Annotated in this window: 22 protein-coding genes; 12 read left to right on the top strand and 10 right to left on the bottom strand. The window is 62.8% G+C overall.

Going from position 1 to position 22,204, the window contains the following annotated elements:
- Positions 1-240: 240 nt before the first annotated feature.
- The 5 genes from rhlB to EGJ86_RS01520 all read right to left on the bottom strand — a co-directional run bounded on the left by rhlB (position 241) and on the right by EGJ86_RS01520 (position 6,740).
- Complete coding sequence (rhlB, locus tag EGJ86_RS01540; protein WP_125833705.1) at positions 241-1,689, bottom strand: ATP-dependent RNA helicase RhlB; 1,449 nt, start codon at positions 1,687-1,689, stop codon at positions 241-243.
- A gap of 110 nt (positions 1,690-1,799) precedes the next feature.
- A complete protein-coding gene (locus EGJ86_RS01535; RefSeq protein ID WP_125833704.1) occupies positions 1,800-2,963 on the bottom strand; it encodes a dipeptidase in 1,164 nt (387 codons plus the stop codon).
- A 62-nt stretch (positions 2,964-3,025) separates the two neighbouring features.
- The gene (locus EGJ86_RS01530) at positions 3,026-3,964 is read right to left on the bottom strand and encodes a GGDEF domain-containing protein (RefSeq protein ID WP_106734561.1); all 939 of its coding nucleotides are present in this window, start codon (positions 3,962-3,964) and stop codon (positions 3,026-3,028) included.
- 191 nt (positions 3,965-4,155) lie between these two features.
- Complete coding sequence (locus EGJ86_RS01525) at positions 4,156-6,057, bottom strand: acyl-CoA synthetase (RefSeq protein WP_125833703.1); 1,902 nt, start codon at positions 6,055-6,057, stop codon at positions 4,156-4,158.
- A gap of 23 nt (positions 6,058-6,080) precedes the next feature.
- Positions 6,081-6,740: an alpha/beta hydrolase gene (locus EGJ86_RS01520; RefSeq protein WP_021488710.1), complete on the bottom strand. Its 660-nt coding sequence runs from the start codon at positions 6,738-6,740 to the stop codon at positions 6,081-6,083.
- A 477-nt stretch (positions 6,741-7,217) separates the two neighbouring features.
- Between EGJ86_RS01520 and EGJ86_RS01515 the strand changes: the two genes are divergently transcribed.
- From EGJ86_RS01515 to EGJ86_RS01500, 4 genes are all read left to right on the top strand, one after another.
- Positions 7,218-8,246, top strand: coding sequence for an amino acid ABC transporter substrate-binding protein (locus tag EGJ86_RS01515; RefSeq protein ID WP_106734564.1), 1,029 nt, complete (start codon positions 7,218-7,220; stop codon positions 8,244-8,246).
- 97 nt (positions 8,247-8,343) lie between these two features.
- On the top strand, positions 8,344-9,528 hold the full coding sequence (locus EGJ86_RS01510) for an amino acid ABC transporter permease (protein ID WP_166432427.1): 1,185 nt from the start codon (positions 8,344-8,346) through the stop codon (positions 9,526-9,528).
- 9 nt (positions 9,529-9,537) lie between these two features.
- Positions 9,538-10,635, top strand: coding sequence for an amino acid ABC transporter permease (locus EGJ86_RS01505; RefSeq protein ID WP_099526610.1), 1,098 nt, complete (start codon positions 9,538-9,540; stop codon positions 10,633-10,635).
- Between the two features lie 9 nt (positions 10,636-10,644).
- A complete protein-coding gene (locus tag EGJ86_RS01500; protein WP_017675242.1) occupies positions 10,645-11,406 on the top strand; it encodes an amino acid ABC transporter ATP-binding protein in 762 nt (253 codons plus the stop codon).
- Between the two features lie 57 nt (positions 11,407-11,463).
- Here EGJ86_RS01500 and EGJ86_RS01495 read toward each other — a convergent pair whose 3' ends face one another.
- On the bottom strand, positions 11,464-12,405 hold the full coding sequence (locus EGJ86_RS01495) for a GlxA family transcriptional regulator (protein WP_125833702.1): 942 nt from the start codon (positions 12,403-12,405) through the stop codon (positions 11,464-11,466).
- A 200-nt stretch (positions 12,406-12,605) separates the two neighbouring features.
- On the opposite strand from EGJ86_RS01495, the gene EGJ86_RS01490 reads away from it, so the two are divergent.
- The 4 genes from EGJ86_RS01490 to EGJ86_RS01475 all read left to right on the top strand — a co-directional run bounded on the left by EGJ86_RS01490 (position 12,606) and on the right by EGJ86_RS01475 (position 15,171).
- Positions 12,606-13,076: a nuclear transport factor 2 family protein gene (locus EGJ86_RS01490; RefSeq protein ID WP_125833701.1), complete on the top strand. Its 471-nt coding sequence runs from the start codon at positions 12,606-12,608 to the stop codon at positions 13,074-13,076.
- Between the two features lie 99 nt (positions 13,077-13,175).
- The gene (gene pcsA, locus EGJ86_RS01485) at positions 13,176-13,895 is read left to right on the top strand and encodes a phosphatidylcholine synthase (RefSeq protein WP_099526607.1); all 720 of its coding nucleotides are present in this window, start codon (positions 13,176-13,178) and stop codon (positions 13,893-13,895) included.
- Positions 13,892-14,173, top strand: a complete 282-nt coding sequence (locus EGJ86_RS01480; protein ID WP_099526606.1) for a GIY-YIG nuclease family protein — start codon at positions 13,892-13,894, stop codon at positions 14,171-14,173. Before pcsA ends, EGJ86_RS01480 begins: the two co-directional genes overlap by 4 nt.
- Before the next feature lie 62 nt (positions 14,174-14,235).
- Positions 14,236-15,171: a glutathione S-transferase family protein gene (locus EGJ86_RS01475; protein ID WP_125833700.1), complete on the top strand. Its 936-nt coding sequence runs from the start codon at positions 14,236-14,238 to the stop codon at positions 15,169-15,171.
- Positions 15,172-15,189: 18 nt separating this feature from the next.
- On the opposite strand, the gene EGJ86_RS01470 is transcribed toward EGJ86_RS01475, so the two are convergent.
- From EGJ86_RS01470 to yjeH, 4 genes are all read right to left on the bottom strand, one after another.
- Positions 15,190-15,510, bottom strand: a complete 321-nt coding sequence (locus EGJ86_RS01470; protein WP_125833699.1) for a glutaredoxin family protein — start codon at positions 15,508-15,510, stop codon at positions 15,190-15,192.
- Positions 15,511-15,684: 174 nt separating this feature from the next.
- The gene (gene yejK, locus EGJ86_RS01465; protein ID WP_106734569.1) at positions 15,685-16,692 is read right to left on the bottom strand and encodes a nucleoid-associated protein YejK; all 1,008 of its coding nucleotides are present in this window, start codon (positions 16,690-16,692) and stop codon (positions 15,685-15,687) included.
- Positions 16,693-16,905: 213 nt separating this feature from the next.
- Positions 16,906-18,231 (bottom strand): TAXI family TRAP transporter solute-binding subunit, encoded by a 1,326-nt coding sequence (locus tag EGJ86_RS01460; RefSeq protein WP_125833698.1) that lies wholly within the window; start codon positions 18,229-18,231, stop codon positions 16,906-16,908.
- 152 nt (positions 18,232-18,383) lie between these two features.
- Entirely contained in the window at positions 18,384-19,637 is a 1,254-nt protein-coding gene (gene yjeH / locus EGJ86_RS01455; protein WP_125833697.1) for an L-methionine/branched-chain amino acid transporter, read from the bottom strand.
- 123 nt (positions 19,638-19,760) lie between these two features.
- Here yjeH and EGJ86_RS01450 point away from each other — a divergent pair, with 123 nt between their 5' ends.
- The 4 genes from EGJ86_RS01450 to EGJ86_RS01435 all read left to right on the top strand — a co-directional run.
- Positions 19,761-20,180: an Lrp/AsnC family transcriptional regulator gene (locus tag EGJ86_RS01450; RefSeq protein ID WP_125833696.1), complete on the top strand. Its 420-nt coding sequence runs from the start codon at positions 19,761-19,763 to the stop codon at positions 20,178-20,180.
- Entirely contained in the window at positions 20,177-21,397 is a 1,221-nt protein-coding gene (gene sbcD / locus EGJ86_RS01445; RefSeq protein WP_125833695.1) for an exonuclease subunit SbcD, read from the top strand. The genes EGJ86_RS01450 and sbcD overlap by 4 nt, the downstream gene beginning before the upstream one ends.
- A 276-nt stretch (positions 21,398-21,673) precedes the next feature.
- Positions 21,674-21,901 carry a LysE family transporter gene (locus tag EGJ86_RS01440; protein WP_218565865.1) on the top strand — a complete coding sequence of 76 codons (228 nt, stop codon included), beginning with the start codon at positions 21,674-21,676 and terminating at the stop codon, positions 21,899-21,901.
- A 41-nt stretch (positions 21,902-21,942) separates the two neighbouring features.
- Positions 21,943-22,204 (top strand): transposase (locus EGJ86_RS01435; RefSeq protein WP_177432734.1); only part of this gene is annotated, 262 nt, incomplete at its 3' end.

Genomic DNA, 22,204 nt, shown 5'->3' with positions numbered 1-22,204 from the left:
GCGGGGCCTTCGCCCTGTGTTTCGCGGGGGGGTTATGGGCCTGGGGTGGGGTCGCGGGGCGGCGCCTGGGGTTCGCGCAGCTGGGTCTTGCCTGGGCTGGCTATAATGTCGCGGGTTGACGCGCGGGAATTGCCGGCGCCGATGATGAGGTAGTCGCAGTGTTGCATGGCGTATCGATCAACGGGGTCAAATGAAAAAGGCGAAGCTGGAGGGCTTCGCCTTTGTTCTGCTTCGGCCTTATCAGTGCTTGCGTGGCACCGGCTTGAGCAGCTCGTCCGGCGGCATTTCGCACTGGATCTTGCGGCCGATCAGCTCTTCGATTGGCGGCAGGGCGAAGGCGTCGTCCTCACCAGCGAAGCTGATCGAGGTGCCGCTGGTGCCGGCGCGGCCGGTACGGCCGATGCGGTGCACGTAGTCGTCCGGGTCTTCCGGCAGGGTGAAGTTGATCACGTGGCTGATGGCATCGACGTGGATGCCGCGACCGGCGACGTCGGTGGCGACCATGACGCGGATCTTGCCCTCGCGGAAGCCTTCCAGTGCGCGGATACGCTTGTGCTGCGGAATGTCGCCGGACATCTGCACGGCGCTGATGCCGTCGCGGGTCAGGCGCTCTTCGATGCGCCGAACTTCGTCCTTGCGGTTGGCGAAGACCATGACCCGGGTCCAGTCGTTCTGGCTGATCAGGTTGTACAGCAGTTTGTACTTGTCAGCCGAGGCTACGGCGTAGACGTGCTGCTCGACGGTGTCGCTGGCGACGTTCTCTGGCTCGATCTCGACGATGGCGGGGTTGACCGTCCACTGCTTGGCCAGGTTCATCACGTCGTCGGTGAAGGTAGCGGAGAACAGCAGGGTCTGGCGGTCACCCTTCATCGGCGTCTGGCGGATGATCTGGCGGACCTGCGGGATGAAGCCCATGTCGAGCATGCGGTCGGCTTCGTCCAGCACCATCACCTCGACCATGTCCAGGTGCACTTCGCCGCGCTGGTTGAAGTCCAGCAGGCGGCCCGGGGTGGCCACGAGGATGTCGCAGAAGCGCGATTCCAGCTGCTTGAGCTGCTTGTCGAAGTCCATGCCACCGACGAACTGCATCACATTGAGGCCGGTGTACTTGGTCAGTTCGGCCGCGTCCTTGGCGATCTGCACCACCAGTTCGCGGGTCGGCGCGATGATCAGCGCGCGCGGCTCGCCCATGTAGCGCTCTTTCGGCGCCGGGGTCTGCAGGAGCTGGGTGATGATCGAGATGAGGAATGCGGCGGTCTTGCCGGTGCCGGTCTGGGCGCGGCCGATGGCGTCCTGACCCTTGAGGGTATAGCCCAGTACGCCAGCCTGGATCGGCGTGCAGTAGGGGAAACCGAGGTCGTGGATGGCGTGCATCAGCTCGGGGGCGAGCTTGAAGTCATGAAAACGGGTCTTGCCTTTGGCAGGCTCGACCACGAAATCTTCCAGCTTCCAGGTGTCGACTGGCTTGGCTGGGCGCTCGTGGCGCGGTTTGTCGGCCTTCGGCGCGCGGGGTTGTTGCGGCGCCGGGCTATCGCCTGCGCTCTCGCTGGCAGTGCGGGCGGGCTTGTTCTTGCGTGGGCGCTTCTGCTCTGCGTCACCGCTCTGGGCGGGCGCTGCTACGGATGACGGCGCTGGTTGTGGCTGCTCGTCTTCGGCTTTGCCGAACATTTTCTTGAGTGCTTTGAGCACGGGCTTCTCATCGACTGGTTAAGGAGTGAACGCCCGCCAGTGTAATGCAAGACGCGGGCGTGGCGAAGTGCTTCGCTCGCGTCTGTCAAGAGGACCGTGCGCCCAGCACCTCATTTCTCCGGCAGGCTGGTCAGCAGCAGGCGCTGTACATTGCCGCCCATGATCGCGGCAATGGCGTCATTGTCGAAGCCGGCGGCTTGCAGCCCCTCGGTAATTTGCGCCAGGCCGGTGACGTCGAACGGGGTGTGCACGGTGCCATTGAAGTCCGAGCCCAGGGCGACATGTTCGACGCCGACCTTGTCCGCCGCATAACGGATGGCTTTGACGATGGCGGCGACCGAGGTGTCGCAAACGGCGGTGCTCCAGTAGCCGATGCCGATCACCCCGCCCGTGGCAGCGATGGCCTGCAGGTGCTTGTCGCTGAGGTTGCGGGTGCCGGCGCAGGTGCCTTCGACGCCGGTGTGCGAGACCAGCACCGGGCGCTTGGCCATGGCCAGTACATCATCGATCAACGGGCGCGAAGCGTGGGCCAGGTCCACCAGCATGGATTTTTCTTCCAGGCGCGCGATGACCAGGCGCCCCAGTGGGGTCAGCCCGCCTTTTTCCAGGCCATGGGCCGAGCCGCCGACTTCGTTGTCGAAGAAGTGAGTCAGGCCGGCGATGCGGAAACCCGCGTCATACAGCACGTCGATGTTCTCCAGCTTGCCTTCGATAGGCTGCAGGCCTTCGGTGGCGAGCAGGCCGGCGACGCGGCGCGGGTCCTTTTCCCAGGCATCGACGAAATTCGCCAGGTCGGCGCGGGTGCGGATCAGCACCAGGCGCCCATCGCTGCCGGCGCTGGCGTCCTTGAGTTTCTGCGCCTGGTACAGGGCGCGCTGTAGCAGGCTACTCCAGGTTTCCCGTGGCCAGCGCTGGGCCATGGCCAGCAGGGTAATGTTGTCGCTGTCGGCGCCGTTGCTCTCCATGTTCAGCCCGCGTGGGGTCTTGGTCACGGTGGAGAACACCTGCAGGCCGAGACGCCCTTCGAGCATGCGTGGCAGGTCGGAGTGGCCGTAGTCGTAACGCTTGAGCAGGTCGCGCTCCCAGAGCAGGGCGTCGTCGTGCAGGTCGGCGACGAACAGCCCTTGGTGCAGCTTCTGTGCGCTGGCGCTGGTCGGATAGGGCGGTGGGCTAGCCACGCTGTTCATCTGTGCGTCGAGTACCTGGGGCAGGCCCAGAACGGCGAGGGCGGAAAGGGGGACGAGCAGAAGCACAGCGATCAGCAGTTTGCGCATGAGAAGCCATCCAGGCGTGTTGTTATGTGCGCCACTCTAGCAGGGAAGCGCGACGCGGGGTGTCAGCCGCTGAGGCAGTTACGCCCCTGCTGCTTGGCCTGGTACAGCGCGGCATCGGCACGCGCGATCAGGCCCTGCAGGCTGTCCTGATGCTGCATCTGCGCCAGGCCAATGGAGATGGTGACGCCCGGCAGAACGCCGACTGGCGAATAGAAGGAGGATATCTGCTCCAGGCTGAGGCGCAGGCGTTCGCCGATACTGCGTGCCGCCTCGGCACAGATCTCCGGCAGTAGAATGACGAACTCCTCGCCACCGAAGCGGATCAGGCTGTCCTTGGGCCGCAACTGACTGCGCAAGGTGTGAGCCACCATGCACAGGGCGTAGTCCCCTGCAAGATGACCGTGCTGGTCGTTGTAGGCCTTGAAGTGGTCGACATCGAGCATCAGCAGCGAGATGGGGTCGTCGTTGAAGGCGCAGCGGGTGCTTTCGCGTTCGAAGACGTGCTCCAGCCAGCGTCGGTTGAAGCAACCGGTGAGGGTGTCGACATTGGCATTCTGCTCGCTGTCGAGAATCTGCCGGTTGCCCTGGCGCACACGCTCACAGAGCAGTTCCAGTAGGTTCTGCATCATCTGCGGTGATTGCTGAAACAGCGCGACCAGCGATTCGCGATGCAGGCGCAGCACCGTGGAGGGGCGCTCGGCCACCACGTAGGCGGACGGATGTTCGTTGTCGATGAAGCTGATTTCACCCGCGCAGTCGCCGACTTCGAGGGTGCTCACGGCCTGGTTGTCCAGTGAGCCGAGATAGACGCGCAACTGGCCCTCGATCAGCAGATAGAGGTACTGGTTGCGATTGAAGGGGGAGAGCAACACTTCGCCGGCTTCCAACTCGCACGCGCGAAACTCCTGCAGCAACTGATCCAGGCTGCTGGTCGCGACATTCTGAAATAGTCGCAGGTGCTGAACTTGCTGCAGGTCTGCCTGCCAGTGCGCCGGTTTCATTGCGATCTCGTCGGGCCTGGCCGGGCGAATAGGCCTGAGGGCACCACCAACGCTCCCTGTCGTGTCTACGAATAGCGTTCGACATTATTCCCGGGCTCCAGGCGTGGCAATGTCTGCCAGTGGCTCGGCCGACCAGTGGTTGCACGAAAGTGCAAAGCTGTTAACTGGCGCGCGTCCTTGCGCGCTCTGGATCACGCTGCGAAGTGGATGCGATGGCCCACCGCGTAGCCGGACAGTCGTTCGCCAATGCTGGCAGCCAAGGCCTGATCCTGATTCGGCAGGTGGATGTGGGCCAATTGACCTGCCTTGTCATCGCTCAGCACTTCAACCCGAACAGCCGGGTGCAGCTCATCGATAGCCGCCTGGTAAACCCGGGCGATGGCATCGAAGCGCAGCGCTGGTTTGAAGGTCTTGCCCACCGCGGTGAGCGGAATGGCATCGATGATCCAGGCGTCCTTGGGTACAGCGGCGCGCTCGGGGATATGGGCGGCGGCATGCTCCAGCAATTCGACCTCGCTGGCCTGTGCACCGGGTTTGAGCTGGACGTAGACCACCGGCAGTTCGCCGGCCTTCTCGTCTGGCTTGCCCACTGCAGCGGCCATGGCCACTGCCGGGTGCTTGTGCAGCGCTTCCTCGATCATCTGCGGGTCGATATTGTGGCCGCCGCGGATGATCAGATCCTTGCTGCGACCGGTCAGCCAGATGTAGCCGTCGGTATCGACGCGGCCGAGGTCACCGGTATTGAACCAGTCGCCATCGACCCAGATACCGGCGTTCTTGCTCGCCTGCAGATAGCCCTTGAACACCGTGGCGCCGCGGATGCACAGGTTGCCGATTTCGTTGGGCGCGGCTTCGCGCAGATATTGCCCCTGCTCGTCGAGTACCTTGATACGCACTTCGCAGTAGGGCATCGGCAGGCCGATCGAGCCGGGGCGGCGCTCGCCGGCCGGAGGGTTGGCGCAGCTGCCGCAGGTGCCCTCGGTCAGACCATAGCCTTCGAGCAGAGTCAGCCCCGTCTTGGCCTCGAACTGGCGAATCAGCTCCACCGGCATGGGCGCAGCGCCGCACAGGGCGTACTTCAGCGAGGACAGGTCATGGCCGTCGCTGGGAATTTGCAGGAGGCCGGCATAAATGGTGGGCACACCGCTGAAGAAACTGACCTTGTGGCGCTCGATGACCTTCCAGAAATTGCCGATCAAGGTGGTGTTGCGATAGCCCTGAGGCGTAGCCAGCAGCACCTCGGCACCGCCGATGAACGCCGTCAGCCCGGTGACGATCACGCCGTTGACGTGGAACAGCGGCAAGCCGCAGAGCGTCACGTCGCCGACACCGAAGCGGGTGACCAGGTTCATGCTGTAGGCCATCGCCACTTCGTTGCCGTGGCTGTGCGGCGCCAGCTTGGGCGTACCGGTGGTGCCGCCGGTGTGGAAGTAGCTGGCGATATCGTCCGCGGTGATCACGCGACCGCTTTCCAGGTGGTCGGCGGGGCAGGCGGCGATGGTTTCATCGAAATCCAGCACGCCCTCCGGCAGCGGGCCGCGCTGGGCTTTGAGCGCGCTGCGTTGCGGTTCGGGCAGCAGGTTGGCCATGTCCACGCAGAGAATCGCTTTCAGCTCCGGCAACTGATCGCGCAGGGCATCGACTTTGTCCCACAGCTCGGTGCCGGGGAAGGGCGCCAGGGTCACCAGCAGCTCGGAGTTGGACGCGTGGATCAGCTCGGCGATGTGCTCGGGATCGAGCAGCGGGTTGATCGCATTGACGATGCCGGCGGCCTCGCCACCCCAGATGGTGTAGTGGGTCTGCGGCAGGTTGGGCAGCAGGAAGGACACCGCCTTGCCGGGACGCAGGCCCAGGCGGTGGAAGGCGTTGGCGGTCTGGGTGATCTTGCCGAGCAGCTCGGCATAATTCAGGCGCAGCGGGGTTTCCTCTCCCGTGCCCTGGAGAATGAACGACAGCGCCGCTGCCTCGGGGCTGGCCTGCGCCGTGCGGCGAATCAGCTCGAAGGTGCTGCTGGGCAGGTCGCGATCACTCAGCGGGGTGCTCTCGATCTGTTCGATATCCTGCAGGGTGCGAATGAGGGGCGCTGTGCTCATTTATTGTGCATCTCTCGGTTCGGTCAGTCGGCCAGCAGCTGGCTCAACCATTCGGCGATATCGCGAATCTCTTCCGGCAGCACCTCGTGCGCCATCGGATAGTCGCGCCATTGCACCGGCACCCCACAGGCGTGCAGGCGGTCATACGCGGCACGCCCCATGTCGGGTGTCACCACGTCGTCGAATCTGCCATGCAAACAAAGCACCGGCAGTTGTCTTTTTGTATCCGCCAGCGGCATGTCATCGCTGAAAGTCGGTGCGTAGGTCGAGAGTGCCAGCACCCCGCCGAGGGGCTGTGGATAGCGCATAAAGGCAGTGTGCAGCACCACCGCGCCACCTTGGGAAAAGCCTGCCAGGACGATGCGTTCAGGGGCGATGGCGCTTTCGCGCTCGGCTTCGATCAGGGCGATCACCTGGTCGGCGGACTCTTCCAGTTGTGCCTGGTCGATGGCCCGTGCCGGACTCATGGCGAGGATGTCGTACCAGCTCGGCATGCTCCAGCCGCCGTTGATGGTCACCGGGCGGGTTGGCGCCTGCGGCAGGATGAAGCGTGTGCTGGGCAGGCGTTCCTGCAGCATCTCGGCGACCGGCAGGAAATCGTAGCGGTCAGCCCCCAGCCCATGCAGCCAGATCACGCTGGCATCGGCGGATTGTGGGGGCTGCAAAATCATGGGTGCGGTCATTGGTAGCTCCAGTGTGGTGCGGGCGCCTTAATTTGGGGCGGCACCCTGCTCAAGGCTTGGCTAATCTGTGAATAAGTTGTCGCACGGGTGAAAGTTTTGCCCTTGACCCCCGTATATCCGGCAATTTGCCATGTGCTGGTACGGGGCTTGCTATGGCTCATTTGAACTGACGACGCGGTGCGGTAACGGTAACACTGTGCCACTGCGCACCGCTCAACAGGCAGGAATCTGCTGTGTGGGGTTCCTAATAGACCGTCAGGGCGATCGATCGCTCAGACGGATGACGATCCGTCTCTGGCCCGTTCAACCAATGGGCAGGGTAGGGGCTGTTGGCCAGCAGAGGGTAAAGCCGACTAGACTCCCGCCTGACGTTCGAACTTCTCGTCGATACCGTTGCTGCCAGCGGATCGCGTGCCTCAAAAGGGTGGGGAAGGCGGACGGAGACTCCAACACAACAAGAGCAACTGGAGGTTTTTGATGAAGATGGTGAAATCCACCCTGGCTGTGCTGACCACCGCAGCTGTGCTCGGTGTCAGTGGCTTTGCTCAGGCAGGCGCCACCCTGGATGCAGTGCAGAAGAAAGGCTTCGTGCAGTGCGGTATCAGCGACGGTCTGCCTGGCTTCTCCTACGCCGATGAAAAAGGCAACTACCTGGGTATGGACGTTGACGTCTGCCGCGCTGTTGCCGCCGCGGTATTCGGCGACGCTACCAAAGTGCGTTACAGCCCGCTGACCGCCAAGGAGCGCTTCACTGCGCTGCAGTCCGGCGAAGTCGACATCCTGTCGCGTAACACCACCTGGACCAGCTCGCGCGACGCCGCACTGGGCCTGAACTTCACTGGTACCAACTACTACGACGGCCAGGGCTTTTTGGTTAACAAGAAGCTGGGCGTTTCCAGCGCCAAGGAACTGGACGGGGCTACCGTCTGCATCCAGGCCGGTACCACCACCGAGCTGAACCTCTCCGACTACTTCCGTGCCAATGGCATGAAGTACACCCCCATCACCTACGATACCTCTGACGAGAGCGCCAAGTCGGTCGAAGCTGGCCGTTGCGACGTGCTGACCTCCGACCAGTCGCAGCTGTACGCACAGCGCATCAAACTGGCCAACCCGGACGACTATGTCGTGCTGCCGGAAGTCATCTCCAAGGAACCTCTGGGCCCGGTCGTGCGCCAGGGTGACGAAGAGTGGTTCGACATCGTGCGCTGGACCCTGTTCGCCATGGTCAACGCCGAAGAGCTGGGTGTGACCTCGGCCAACGTCGAAGCCACCGCCAAAGACACCAAGAACCCGGACGTAGCACGTCTGCTGGGTACTGAAGGTGAATTCGGTAAAGACCTCAAGCTGCCGAAAGACTGGGCAGTACAGATCGTCAAGCAAGTCGGTAACTACGGCGAGTCCTTCGACCGTAACGTCGGTGCCGGTAGCGAGCTGAAGATCGAGCGTGGTCTCAACGCCCTGTGGAACAAGGGTGGTCTGCAGTACGCACCGCCGGTGCGTTGACCGTCCACAGCGGCAGGCCTATGGCCTGCCGCTGTCGTTTCCGATTAAGTGAACTCCGGCCGGCTTGCGTGCGGCCGGGGCTTCCATGAGGGTTGTTATGCAAACGACTGCTAATGCCCCGCGCCCGCGAGGATCGCTTCTGAACGATCCGCAGGTGCGCGCTTGGGCTTTCCAGATCATTGCCGTTGTCGCCGTTGTGGCGCTCGGCTGGTTTCTCTTCCAGAACACCCAGGCCAACCTGGAGAAGCGCGGGATCATTTCCGGCTTCGCTTTTCTCAATAACAGCGCCGGTTTCGGTATTGCCCAGCACCTGATCGACTACACGGAAAGCGACAGCTACGCCCGTGTGTTTCTGGTTGGCTTGCTCAATACCCTGCTGGTGTCTTTCATCGGTATCGTGCTGGCCTCCATCCTTGGCTTCCTGCTGGGTGTGGCGCGGCTGTCGCCTAACTGGCTGATCAGCAAGCTGGCCACCGTTTACATCGAGATCTTCCGCAACATTCCGCCGTTGCTGCAGATCCTCTTCTGGTATTTCGCGGTCTTCCTTGCCCTGCCTGGTCCTCGGCAAAGCCTGGACGTGGGTGAAGTCTTCTTCCTCAACAGCCGTGGTCTGTACATGCCGGCGCCGAGTCCTTCGGAGAGCTTCGGTCTGTTCGCCGTGGTGCTGCTAGCGACCATCGTCGGCATCATCGCCCTTGGGCGCTGGGCCAAGAAACGCCGTGAAGCCACTGGCCAGATCTTCCCGCTGCTGTGGACATCGCTGGCGCTAATCGTGGTGATTCCCGGCCTGACCGCGCTGGTCGCGGGCAATCCGCTGGTGTGGAGTGTGCCGGAGCTGACCGGTTTCAACTTCCGGGGCGGCTGGGTGATGATCCCCGAGCTGATGGCGCTGACCCTGGCATTGACCATCTACACCGCAGCATTCATCGCCGAGAACGTGCGCTCCGGGATCATGGCGGTCAGTCATGGTCAGACCGAAGCGGCGCGCTCGCTTGGGTTGCGTCCGGGCGTCACTCTGCGTCTGGTGATCATCCCGCAGGCGCTGCGCGTGATCATTCCGCCGCTGACCAGTCAGTACCTCAACCTGGCGAAGAACTCGTCCCTGGCTGCCGGTATCGGCTATCCGGACATGGTGTCGCTGTTCGCCGGCACGGTGCTCAACCAGACCGGCCAGGCCATCGAGGTGATCGCCATCACCATGAGCGTGTATCTGGCGATCAGCATCAGCATTTCCCTGCTGATGAACTGGTACAACAAGCGCATTGCGCTGACTGAGCGGTAAGGAGCAGCCATGCAGACTCATACATTCAAACCGGACCTGCCGCCACCGCGCATGAGCGTCGGTGTGGTGGGCTGGCTCAAGGCCAACCTGTTTTCCAACTGGTTCAACAGCCTGTTGACCGTTTTTGCGCTGTACCTGATCTGGTTGATCGTGCCGCCGCTGCTGCAGTGGGCGATCATCGATGCCAACTGGGTCGGCAGCACTCGCGCCGACTGCACCAAGGAAGGCGCGTGCTGGGTGTTCATCCAACAGCGCTTCGGTCAGTTCATGTACGGCTTCTACCCGACCGAGTTGCGCTGGCGTGTGGATGCCACTCTGTGGCTGGCGATCATCGGCATGGCGCCGCTGTTCGTGCCGCAGATGCCGCGCAAGGCGGTGTACGGTCTGGCTTTCCTGGCGATCTATCCGTTCATCGCCTGGACCCTGCTGCACGGTGGTGTATTCGGCCTGGACGTTGTTTCCACCAGCCGTTGGGGCGGCCTGATGCTGACCCTGGTGATCGCTGCTGTCGGCATCACCGGTGCGTTGCCGCTGGGCATCCTGCTGGCACTGGGGCGACGTTCCAACCTGCCGGCGATCAAGGTCATCTGCGTCACCTTCATCGAGTTCTGGCGCGGTGTGCCGTTGATCACCGTGCTGTTCATGTCCTCGGTGATGCTGCCGTTGTTCCTGCCCGAAGGCATGCATTTCGACAAGCTGATGCGTGCGCTGATCGGGGTGATCCTGTTCCAGTCTGCCTATATCGCCGAAGTGGTGCGCGGTGGTCTGCAGGCCATTCCCAAAGGGCAGTACGAGGCGGCCGCGGCCATGGGCCTGGGCTACTGGCGGATGATGGGCCTGGTGATCCTGCCGCAGGCGCTGAAGCTGGTGATTCCGGGCATCGTCAACGTCTTTATCGCCCTGTTCAAGGACACCAGTCTGGTGATCATCATCGGCCTGTTCGATCTGCTCAACAGCATCAAGCAGGCGACCACCGACCCGGCGTGGCTGGGCATGGCCACCGAGGGCTACGTGTTCGCCGCGCTGATCTTCTGGATTTTCTGTTTCGGCATGTCCCGCTATTCGCTGCACCTCGAGCGGAAGCTGGATACCGGCCACAAGCGTTAGGAGTGAGTCATGAGTGAAGCAATCAAACAACCCAGCGCCGAGCCGATGATCCTGCTGCAGGGCGTGAACAAGTGGTACGGCCAGTTCCACGTGCTCAAGGACATCAACCTGAGCGTGCAGCAGGGCGAGCGTATCGTCCTGTGCGGGCCGTCCGGTTCGGGCAAGTCCACCACCATTCGTTGCATCAACCGTCTGGAAGAGCATCAGCAGGGGCGCATCGTGGTCGATGGCACCGAGTTGACCAGCGACCTCAAGCACATCGAGGCGATTCGCCGCGAAGTGGGCATGGTATTCCAGCACTTCAACCTGTTCCCGCACCTCACCGTGCTGCAGAACTGCACCCTGGCGCCGATGTGGGTACGCAAGATGCCCAAGCGCCAGGCCGAGGAAATTGCCATGCACTTTCTCGAGCGCGTGCGCATCCCTGAGCAGGCCAACAAGTTTCCGGGCCAGCTCTCCGGTGGGCAGCAGCAGCGTGTGGCGATTGCCCGCGCGCTGTGCATGAAGCCGAAGATCATGTTGTTCGACGAGCCGACCTCGGCCCTCGACCCGGAAATGGTGAAAGAGGTGCTCGACACCATGATCGGTCTGGCCGAAGACGGCATGACTATGCTCTGCGTGACCCACGAAATGGGCTTTGCCCGCACCGTGGCCAACCGCGTGATCTTCATGGACAAGGGCGAGATCGTGGAGGAGGCCGAACCGAACGCCTTCTTCACCAACCCGCAGAACGAGCGCACCAAGCTGTTTCTCAGCCAGATCCTGCACTGAGTCGGCATTGCGCCATCGATCAGGGAGCCTTCGGGCTCCCTTTTTCGTTGCCGGGGTTTAACTGCGCCGCATGCGCTTGCGGAAGGCGCCCGGCGTTTCCCCGCACAATTGCTTGAAGCGCTTGGCGAAGGTCGCGCGGTCGGTGAACCCGACCTGGCTGGCGACCTGCTCCAGCGACTGCGCCGAGCCGGCCAGCGCTTGCTGCGCCAGGCTGATGCGCAGGCGTTGCAGGTAATCGCCTGGGGTCAGCCCGGTGGCCTGCTTGAAACGGCGCAGCAGGGTACGCGGTGAACAGTGCGCCTGCTGCGCAAGGCGGTTGAGATTGATTACCTCGGCGTGGTGCTCACGCAGCCAGGTCAACAGCGGGGCAAGGGTTTTATCGTCGTTGCTGGGCAGCAGCGGCGCGAAACGGGTCTGCGTGCCGCGCTGGCGTTCGATCACCATGGCGCTGGCAACCTGCTGCGCCAGCCATTCACCGGTATGCAGGGCAATCAGATGCAGACACAGGTCGAGCCCGGCCTGAGCCCCGCCGGAGCAGAACAGCGGGCCATCCTCGGTCAACAGCAGGTCGCTGCGCAGCTTCACCTGGGGAAAGTGCCGGGCGAAGGCGTCAGCCAGGGCCCAGTGGGTGGTCGCCTGACGACCATCGAGCAGGCCGGCAGCCGCCAGCAGGAAGGCGCTGCTGCACAGGCTCGCTAGTTGCTGCTGCTCGCGTCGGGCCAGCCAGGGCAGCAGCTTGGCGTTGCTCTCCAGGGTACGGCTGATGGCGCTGCCGGTGGCCGGCACGATCAGCAGATCGGCCTGCTCGGCCAACGGTAGGCCACCATCGACCTGAATCTGCGCGAAATCCAACTGCACGGGCTGGCCATCGAGGCTGAACCGCTGCAGCTGAAAACGCGCTGCGCCGGCCAGGCGATTGGCCAGACTGAAGGCATCCTGCGCCATGCTCAGGCTGGAACAGACGGTTTGTGGGCAGACGTACAAGGCAATGCGCAGCATGACGATGGCCTGGAGTGAGGTTGGCGATTATTGACACAAAGTTGTCTTTATAGCCAATCGCCACGTCCCCGCCGGACGAACAGAATGGAGTGAACCATCCTTGCGAACGTGTAGGGTGCGCCGTGCGCACCAGTGAGCGACGCAGTGACAGCGGTGCGCGCAGCGCACCCTACGTAATTAAAAGCCTGTAGGAGCGACTCATGAGCCACCCCAATGCCGATCTGATCCAGCGTTTTTACAGCGCCTTCCAGAAACTCGATGCCGAGACCATGGCAAGCTGCTACGCCGAAGATGTACGTTTCTCCGACCCGGTCTTCGTCGACCTGCACGGCGCTGAGGCCGGCGATATGTGGCGCATGCTGTGCAGCCGCGCCGAGGGTTTCTCGCTGACCTTCGATTCGGTGCACGCCGACGATCATGCCGGCAGTGCGCGCTGGGTCGCCAGCTACCGTTTCAGCGCCACCGGTCGTCAGGTGGTCAACCACATCCAGGCGCGATTCGTGTTTCGCGACGGGTTGATCGTCGAGCATCGCGATCATTTCGATCTATGGCGCTGGGCACGTCAGGCGCTAGGTGGCAAAGGGCTTGTGCTGGGGTGGGCACCACCGGTGCAGGCTGCCATTCGTCGACAGGCGGCACGTGGTCTGGCCCAGTTTCGCGGTACGCGCTGAGGCGGGCGAATGAACGCAGTGGTAGGCTATCCGGTCTTAGCCTTCAATAAAGAGTGCGCACACCGGGTGCCGCACCTCCACTGCCAATCGAGACCTGCCGTGACCGAACTGATCGTTGCCGTAAAACAGGCCAAAGCCTGGGGGGTTCACGCTGTTACCGCCAGCGGCGTGATCCTCGCCCTCCTGGCATTGTTGGCCGTACTCGACGGCCAACCCAAGCAATGCCTGTTGTGGCTCGGCCTGGCGCTGCTGGTCGATGGGCTGGATGGTTCGCTGGCACGGCGTTACGACGTCAAGGGTGTGCTGCCGCATTTCGACGGTTCGACCCTCGACCTGGTGATCGACTACCTCACCTACGTATTCATCCCCGCGATCTTCCTCTATCGCTTCATTCCGCTGCCGGATTACACGCCGCTGTTCGCCGTGGGCCTGATTCTGCTGTCCTCGCTGTTCTGCTTCTGCAACCTGAACATGAAGAGCAAGGACAACTACTTCGTCGGCTTCCCGGCGGCGTGGAACGTGGTCGTGCTGTATTTCTACATCCTCGACGTGCACCCCTGGATCACCCTGGCCATGATCGTCCTGCTGGCCGGCCTGACCCTGACCAAAATGAAGTTCCTGCACCCGTTCCGCGTGCGTCAGTTCATGCCGCTGAACATCCTCGTGACCTTCGTCTGGATGCTCTCCAGTGCGTTGCTGATTCTGCAGTACCCGGTCAGTCAGTTCTGGCTGCTGGCGCTCTGGTGGTTGGCTTCAGCCTACTTCGTCGGCATGTGCCTGTGGCGCTCTGCGCGTGAGTGGTTTCCTGCTCGCGGATGAATGCAGCAGTCGAAAAAGCCTGGTTCGTCTATCTGGTGCGCGCCGCCAATGGCGCGCTGTATTGCGGCATCAGCGATGATCCGCAGCGGCGTTTCGCCCAGCACCAGAGTGGCAAGGGCGCTCGCTTCTTCCATACCAGCCCGGCGCTGGCGCTGGCCTATATCGAAGCCTGTGCCGGCAAGGGCGATGCATTGCGCCGTGAACGGGCGATCAAGCGCCTGAGCAAAAGCGCCAAAGAAGCGCTCATTCTGGCCGTTGATGGTGGCTCATCAGCCTGAGGCGGTTGCGTGCATGTGCCGCGCGGGTAAGCTGAGGACTTTGATCCGACGCGGAGCGCGCCATGTATGAGTTGATCCTTCATCACTATCCGACCTCGCCGTTCGCCGAGAAGGCCCGCCTGATGTTGGGCTTCAAGCAACTGTCCTGGCGTTCGGTGATGATCCCGCCGCTGATGCCCAAGCCCGATCTCACTGCGCTGACTGGCGGCTACCGCAAGACCCCGGTGCTGCAGGTCGGCGCCGACATCTATTGCGATACCGCGCTGATCGCCCGTCGCCTGGAAGCCGAGAAGGCCACCCCGGCGCTGCTGCCCGATGCTCAGGCGTTCAATGTCAGCCTGCTGGCGCAGTGGGCCGACTCGGTGCTGTTCCAGCATGCCGTGGCGCTGGTGTTCCAACCCGAGTCGATGGCGCTGCGGTTCGCCAAGGTGCCGCCGGAGTTCGCCAAGGCCTTTGCTGCGGACCGTGGTGCGCTGTTTTCCGGTGGTACGGCGAGTCGTCTGCCGCTGGAGCAGGCCAAGCATCAATGGCCGGCGCTGATGGGGGCCTTGCAACGCCAACTGCAAGGCGGGCAGGGCGATTTCCTTTTCGGTGAAGCGTCGCTCGCCGATTTTTCCGTGGCTCACTGTTTGTGGTTCCTGCGCGGTACGCCGGTCACCGCGCCACTGGTCGACGATTACCCGGAAGTCGCCGCCTGGCTCGGCCGTGTGCTCGGCTTTGGCCATGGTTCGTTGAGCGAGATGAGCAGCGAGCAGGCGATCACGGTGGCGCGTGAAGCGACTCCGGCAGCGCTGCCGAACGAAGATTTCGTCGACCCCAATGGCTTCAAGGCGGGCCAGGCGGTGAGCATCGCTGCGGTGGACTATGGCGTTGACCCGGTGCAGGGTGAGTTGCTGCATGCCGGGCGTGACGAGCTGATTCTGCATCGCGAGGACGAGCGTGCCGGCATCGTACACGTGCACTTCCCGCGCCTGGGCTTCCGTATTGAGGCGCGTTGAGAGCTGTAGCGCCGCCTGTCAGTAGGCGGCGCGGATGGCGCGCACGTCATAACCGTGAATGACCTGCCCGCGCAGGTCGATCACCGGTACACCGCGGCCGCCAAGCGCTTGGTATTGGGCGCGGCCGGCGGCATCGGTCTCGATGTTCACTTCGCGGTAGGCGATGCCGTCCTCGGCGAACAGCTCGCGGGTCTTGGCGCAGTAGCCACACCATTGCGTAGCGTAGAGCACCACTTCGCCGCTGGCGTTACGCGCCTGGGGCGGGTCGATCCAGCGCTCGATCTTGTCCCAGTTCTGCCACAGGGCCAGGGCGGCGAGCAGCAGCACAATCGTCTTCATGGTTTCGCATCCTTGTGTGATGGCACGTTCCGCTCAGCGTAAACCGCGCCAGGGCACTCCGCCATGTGAGGCCGTAGGGTGGGCTTCAGCCCACCAGCACGCGAGGTAGTACGCCTTCTTTGGTGGGCTAAAGCCCACCCTACAGATCCCCGCCAGGCCCACCCTACAAATACTTCAATCCTGACGGCGCTTGAGCTGGTCCTTCAATTGGGTCGGCAACTGGCGAATGATCAGCATGTCGCGGCCTTCGTCGTACTCGACCTTGGAGCCCAGCAGGTGCGCCTCGAAGCTGATCGACAGGCCCTCGGCACGGCCGGTGAAACGCTGGAATTGGCTCAGGGTACGTTTGTCCGCCGGAAACTCCGGGGCCATGCCGTAATCCTTGTTGCGGATGTGCTCATAGAAGGCCTTGGGGCGCTCCTCGTCGATCAGCCCGGAGAGTTCTTCCAGGGTGATCGGTTCGCCCATCTTGGCCTGGCCGCTGGCGTAGCCGACCAGGGTTTTGGTCTTCTCGCGCGCCTGCTCTTCGGGCAAGTCTTCGCTCTCGACGAAGTCGCTGAAGGCCTTGAGCAGGGTACGGGTCTCGCCCGGGCCGTCGACGCCTTCCTGGCAGCCGATGAAGTCGCGGAAGTAGTCCGAGACCTTCTTGCCGTTCTTGCCCTTGATGAAGGAGATGTACTGCTTGGACTGCTTGTTGTTCTGCCACTCGCTGATGTTGATGCGCGCGGCCAGGTGCAACTGGCCGAGATCCAGGTGCTTGGCCGGGGTTACGTCCAGCGCGTCGGTCACTGCCACGCCTTCGCTGTGGTGCAGCAGGGCGATGGCCAGGTAGTCGGTCATGCCTTGTTGGTAGTGAGCCAGCAGCACGTGGCCACCGGTGGAGAGGTTGGATTCCTCCATCAGCTTTTGCAGGTGCTCGACGGCCTGACGGCTGAAGGCGGTGAAATCCTGCTCGCCATCGAGATAGGCCTTGAGCCAGCCACTGAACGGGTAGGCGCCGGATTCTTCGTGGAACAGACCCCAGGCCTTGCCCTGCTTGGCGTTGTAGCTCTCGTTGAGGTCGGCCAGCAGATTCTCCATGGCTTGCGACGTGGCCAGCTCGCTGTCGCGAGCGTGCAGCACGGCAGGGCTGCCGTCGGGCTTCTTGTCGATCAGGTGGACGATGCAGTGGCGGATCGGCATGGCGGTCTCGTGGGCAAATGAAACAGGGGCGCAGTTTACCCGAAGCAGAAAATGGATTGCGGGGCTGGGTGTGGATCTATCCGTGAAAAACGTTGAAGACCACACAGCAGATCGCGGCGTTGCTGTTGCTGCGTAGGGTGGATGTCGCTTTTTCCATCCACCGCTTCGGCATCAGATGCTGCGCATCGGTGGACATGAAAAACGATGTCCACCCTACGCCTGTCGGCGCCGTTGCAGCTCGCGCAGTCGTTCGATCACGTAGCGCACATGCATGTGCAGTTCGTACAGCTCGTTGGAGTACGACAGCGGCACTTCCACAGCCGCGAGTTCGTCCTCCATCTCCTCCAGGCATTCGATCTCGCTGTCCAGCTCGTTGGGCAAGGAGCCTGCGTGCAGCTTGCGGTCGATCTCGCGCAGGTACTTGTACCAGCGGTAGATACGCGCGCGAATGCGCCACTGGTAGATCGGGCCAACAGCCTTGAGCAGTGGGATCATCACCACGATCAAGGGGATCAGCAGGATGATGTAGCGGTCGGCCAGCGAGGCGATGCGAAACGGCAGGTAGCGCTGCAGGATCGGCAGGCCCTTGTCGTAGTAATGCCCGGCATCCTTGTGCAGCTCGAAGGTGCGAGGCTCGGCACTGGGAAAGGTGCCGGCGGCGTCGAGCAGGGTGCCGCTGCGCATCACTTCACGGCTGGCCTCGAGAAACAGCGGCACCAGGCCAGGGTTGAAGTCGTCATTGACCACCAGAGTAGCGACCGGAGAGAGGGTGACGATATCGCGGTCTGGTGCGTTGCTGGCCAGGTCGAGCAGGCCTTCACCGACCTTTACCTGATTGAAGAACGGCAGTCGCGCCTCGTAAGCGGCGGCGCGCCGAAAGTGTGCCAGGGCGATGTCCGGATTGGCCGCCAGTTGCTGCACCAGTGAGTTCTCTGCCGGACCGACGAAGAACGCTGCATCCAGTTCGCCGGCCATCAGCGCCCGAGCGGATTTGCCACCGCCGATGCTCTGCCAGCTTTCGGGATGTTGTTCCGGCTCGATGGCATTGGCGCCGAGAATGGCATCGCTGGCGGCACGGGTACCGCTGCCTTCACCGCCCAGGCCGACGCGCAGTGGCAGCAGGTCGGCAATGCGATCCAGCTTCACGTCTCGTCGATAGAACAGCCACAGGGGCTCCTGATAAATCGCCCCCAGACTTTCCAGCTGACGCTGCTCGTCGGGAGCCAGCTGGCGCTCCAGGCCGCTCTGGACCAGGGCGATCTCCACTTGCGGGTCCTTGGCCAGCAGGCGTTGCAGGTTGTCGCGGGAGCCTGAGGTCGGTACCAGGTTCAGTTCAAAACCTTCCTTGGCCAACTCTTCCTTCAGGCGTTCGGCAAACTGCTGGTAGGCGCCCCCTTGGGTGCCGGTGGCCATGCTGGCGCTCATCGGTGGTGGCGGCGCGACGAACTGGAACAGTGCCCAGACCAGGCCTGCCACCACCGGGACGATCCACAGGTTGGCCAGGATCATGATTTTCAGGTCATTGAGTACGCGGAGCATGGGGCTTCCTTTCAGCGTTTGTCGCTTCAAGGATAGAACCCTCGAGCAACGATGGTCACGCATCGGCGGCGATACCGCTCGGGTTACGCCGTTTTCGACCGTCACCTGCCGGGAAGGTGCAAGCTGCGTTGCTGTGCTTGCAGCCTGCAGAGCTAGGCCAACGCCTTACCCAGCGTGCGCAGGCGATCAAGCAGCAGCAACACCCCAAGCAATGCCACTGCATACAGCGCATCGCCGCCAAGCATCAGCAGCACCCCGGCGCAGAGCAGCGCACTGAGACCGGCAAGCAGGCGCCAGACGCCACTGAGCAGCACCCAGCCAGCGGCCATGCTCAGGAGGTAGATCAGCACGAAGTTGCCGTTGGCATAGCGGATCAGATCGTCCACCGACAGGTTCAAGGTGGCCGAGAGCATGGCGCACAGCGCGCAGCTGATCACCACCAATAGCAAGGCTTTGCCGGGTACACCATGGCGGTTGCGCACGGCCAGCCTGGCCGGCAGACGGCCTTCATCGGCCAGGCTCCAGATCAGCCGGGCGAAGCCCTGGATGTACACGTTCATTGAGGCGAAGCAGGCCAGGTAACCGAGCACCGCCACCAGCACGCGTGCGTGCTCACCCAGCAGCTGTTCGAACAGACGGGGCAGGGCAGTGATGTCGCTGTGCACGTCGCCGTAAGTGGCAAAGCTCAGCACCGCGACCGAGCAGGCCCAGTACACCAGGCCGGCCAGCACCACGCCGAGCAACAGTGCCAGCGGGAAGTCGCGCTCGGGGTGTTTGAACTCCTCGCCCAGGTGAGTGAAGGCCTCGATGCCGACGAAGCACCAGAACATCACCCCCAGCGCTGTCGGCAGCAAGTGCCACTGGCCGTCCATCGCCGGCAGCAACGGCTGGCTGGCGCGCGGCAGGTCGCCGACCCACCAGATCAGCGCCACGCTGGCGACGATGGCTACAGCGATCAGCCCCTGGAGCATGCCCGATGCTTTCGGTGGGCGCTGACCAAGCAGGAGAATGGCGCCCAGCGTCGCCAGTTCGATGAGCAGCAGGCCGCTGCGATCGAGGTCGAACAACGCCAGCCAGAAGCCGCTGGCGATATGCAGAGCAGCCGGCAAACCGACCGGCAACACGGCGAGAAACAGCAGGGCGCTGACACCCTCCATGCGCAGACCGAAGGCGCGGCCGATCAGGTGCGGCGCGCCGCCGGCATGAGGGAAGCGCTTGCCCAACTGGGCGAAGGTGAACGCCACCGGTAGCACCAGGGCAATCAAGATCATCCATGCCCACAGCGACGCTTCGCCGGCTGCCGTGGCTGCCAGTGCGGGCACCACGAATATGCCGGTGCCGAGCAGCGAAGTGCTGAGCAGGGCGATGCCCTGCAGCAGGCCCAATTCCTTGTTCAATCGACTCATGGGGTATGCTCATCATTTTCCAGATACCGCCATGGTAGGGCGCCGGCCAGTTGCAGGCTGTCGCCTTTTGCCGACGAAATGGCGGTTTTCACCGTCAATCCGATTGCCGCCCGAGAAGCTCCCGTGGACAAGTTCGATCGCCAGATCCTCACTCTGCTGCGCAGCGCTGCGCGCACCTCCGTCAGCCAGATCGCCCGTGAGATCAATCTGTCACGTTCGGCGGTCAGCGAGCGGATTCGCTATCTGGAGGAGAGCGGGGTGATTCGTGGTTATCACGCCCAGGTCGCGGTGCCGGGCGAAGGTGGAGTCAGGGCTTATCTCGAGCTTTTCTACCAAAACGCCCGTTGTCAGGATTACGTCGAGCGTATGCGCGAATACCCGGAACTCCGCCATTGCAGTGGCATCAGCGGCGAGACCGACATGCTGGTACTGGTCGAGGCGCCGAGCATGGCGCGCCTGAGCGAAGTGCGCGCGGCCATCGAGGCCTTCCCGCAGATGCAGCGGGTCAAGACTCATGTCGTCGTACAGGACTGGCCGCTATGAGCTTGCGCATCCTGCACACCTCCGACTGGCACCTGGGCCAGCATTTCATGGGCAAGACTCGGCAGGCCGAGCACCAGGCCTTCTGCGCCTGGCTGCTGGAGCAAGTGCGCGTGCACGACGTGGACGTGCTGTTGATCGCCGGTGATGTGTTCGACACCGGCGCACCGCCCAGTTATGCCCGCGAGCAGTACTACCGGCTGGTGGTTGAGTTGCGCGACGCCGGCTGCGCCCTGGTGGTACTCGGCGGCAACCACGACTCGCCGGCCATGCTTGGTGAAAGCCGTAGCCTGCTGGGGCAACTGGGCACGCAGGTGGTGCCGAGCGTAGGCGTCGACTTGGCTGAACAGGTACTGGTACTCAATGATCGTACTGGCCAGCCGGGCGCCATTCTCTGCGCCATTCCCTTCATCCGCCCGCGCGACGTGCTGGCCAGCCAGGCGGGGCAGAGCGCGCAGGACAAACAACAATCGCTGCAGCAAGCCATCGCTGAGCATTACCGAGAACTGTACGAGCTGGCGGCGAGCAAGCGTGATGAGCTGGGCCTGACGCTACCGATCATCGCCACCGGTCACCTCACCACGGTTGGCGCCAGTGCCAGCGAATCGGTACGGGAAATCTACGTCGGCAGCCTGGAAGCCTTCCCCACCAGCGCCTTCCCGCGGGCTGACTATATCGCCCTTGGCCATATCCACCGCCCGCAGAAGGTCGGCGGCCTGGAGCACATCCGCTATAGCGGCTCGCCCATTGCCCTGTCCTTCGACGAGGCGCGCCAGCAGAAGGAAGTTCTGCTGCTGACGTTCGAAGACGCCAACTTGCAGTCGATCACGCCATTGCCCGTGCCGGTGTTCCAGCCCATGGCCAGCTTGCGCGGCTCGCTGAAGGAGTTGGCAGGCTCCGTCACCGAGGTAGCTGCACAGGGCACAGCCGAGCGGCCCGTATGGCTGGAAGTGCAAGTGAGCACCGACGACTACCTGAGCGACCTGCAAAGCCGCATCAATGCCCTGTGCGAAGGGCATCCCGTGGAAGTGCTGCGTATCCGCCGCGAGCGCGGCAACGCCATGGCTAGCCTGGCCAGCGAAGCACGGGAAACGTTGGACGAGCTTAGCGTGGAGGACGTCTTCGCCCGCCGCCTGCAGCAGGAGACAGTGGAAGAAGAGGATGCTCAGCGCCTGCAGGGTTTGTATCGGCAGGTGCTGGAGGCGCTGCCCAAGGCCTAGCGGCACAGACCTCGTAGCCCGGATGCAATTCGGGAATGGCGGTCGCGATAATCTCTGTCGGCCTAGCAGACACTGAACTGCGCAGATATCACTAACCGGCGCCCAATTGCCAACCATCAGAGAAAGGCGTTGACCTCGGCAGTATCAGTAATTGGCTGGTAATAGCATTATTTGAAAGAGTTTTTCAGGGCGAGGATGAGGAGGGTGCGGAGTTATACGGAAGAATCTACTATCGGATTACTGCTGTCTCCACCTAATCACTGTTAGGCCTGCCACATGACCGAAACCCTCCTCGTCTTCGCCATCGTCGCATTCATCGGCATCGCAACGCCCGGCCCCACAGTGTTGCTGGCGCTTACGAACGGCTCCCGCCTTGGCGTCCGGGCGTCGGTTCCCGGCATGGTCGGCGCGGTGTTGTCCGACTTCCTCCTCATCGGAGCCGTGGCGCTTGGCCTCGGCGCCTTGCTCGCCGCCTCGGAAGAGGGTGTACGAATTTTTGTGTAACCGACTCATGAGCGACACTGTCGCTCCGAACCGGAGACACCATGAGCAAGACGAAACACCCCATCACTGACGAGCTGCTGGATCAGCTCCTGGCCAACTACCAAAAACCTGAAGATCTGATCGGTGCCGAAGGCATTCTCAAGCAACTGACTAAGAAGCTGGTCGAGCGTGCCCTGGATGCCGAGCTGACTCACCACCTGGGCCACGACAAGCATCAGCCGGTCAGCAACTCGGCTGGCAATACCCGTAACGGCTTCAGTCGCAAGAAGCTCAAGGGCGAGTTCGGCGAGCTGCCCATCGAAG

Source organism: Pseudomonas sp. o96-267 (assembly GCF_003935465.1).
Classification (GTDB): Bacteria; Pseudomonadota; Gammaproteobacteria; order Pseudomonadales; family Pseudomonadaceae; genus Aquipseudomonas; species Aquipseudomonas sediminis.
Note: the sequence above shows the minus strand (reverse complement) of the source record. Positions and strands in the feature narration are given on the sequence as shown.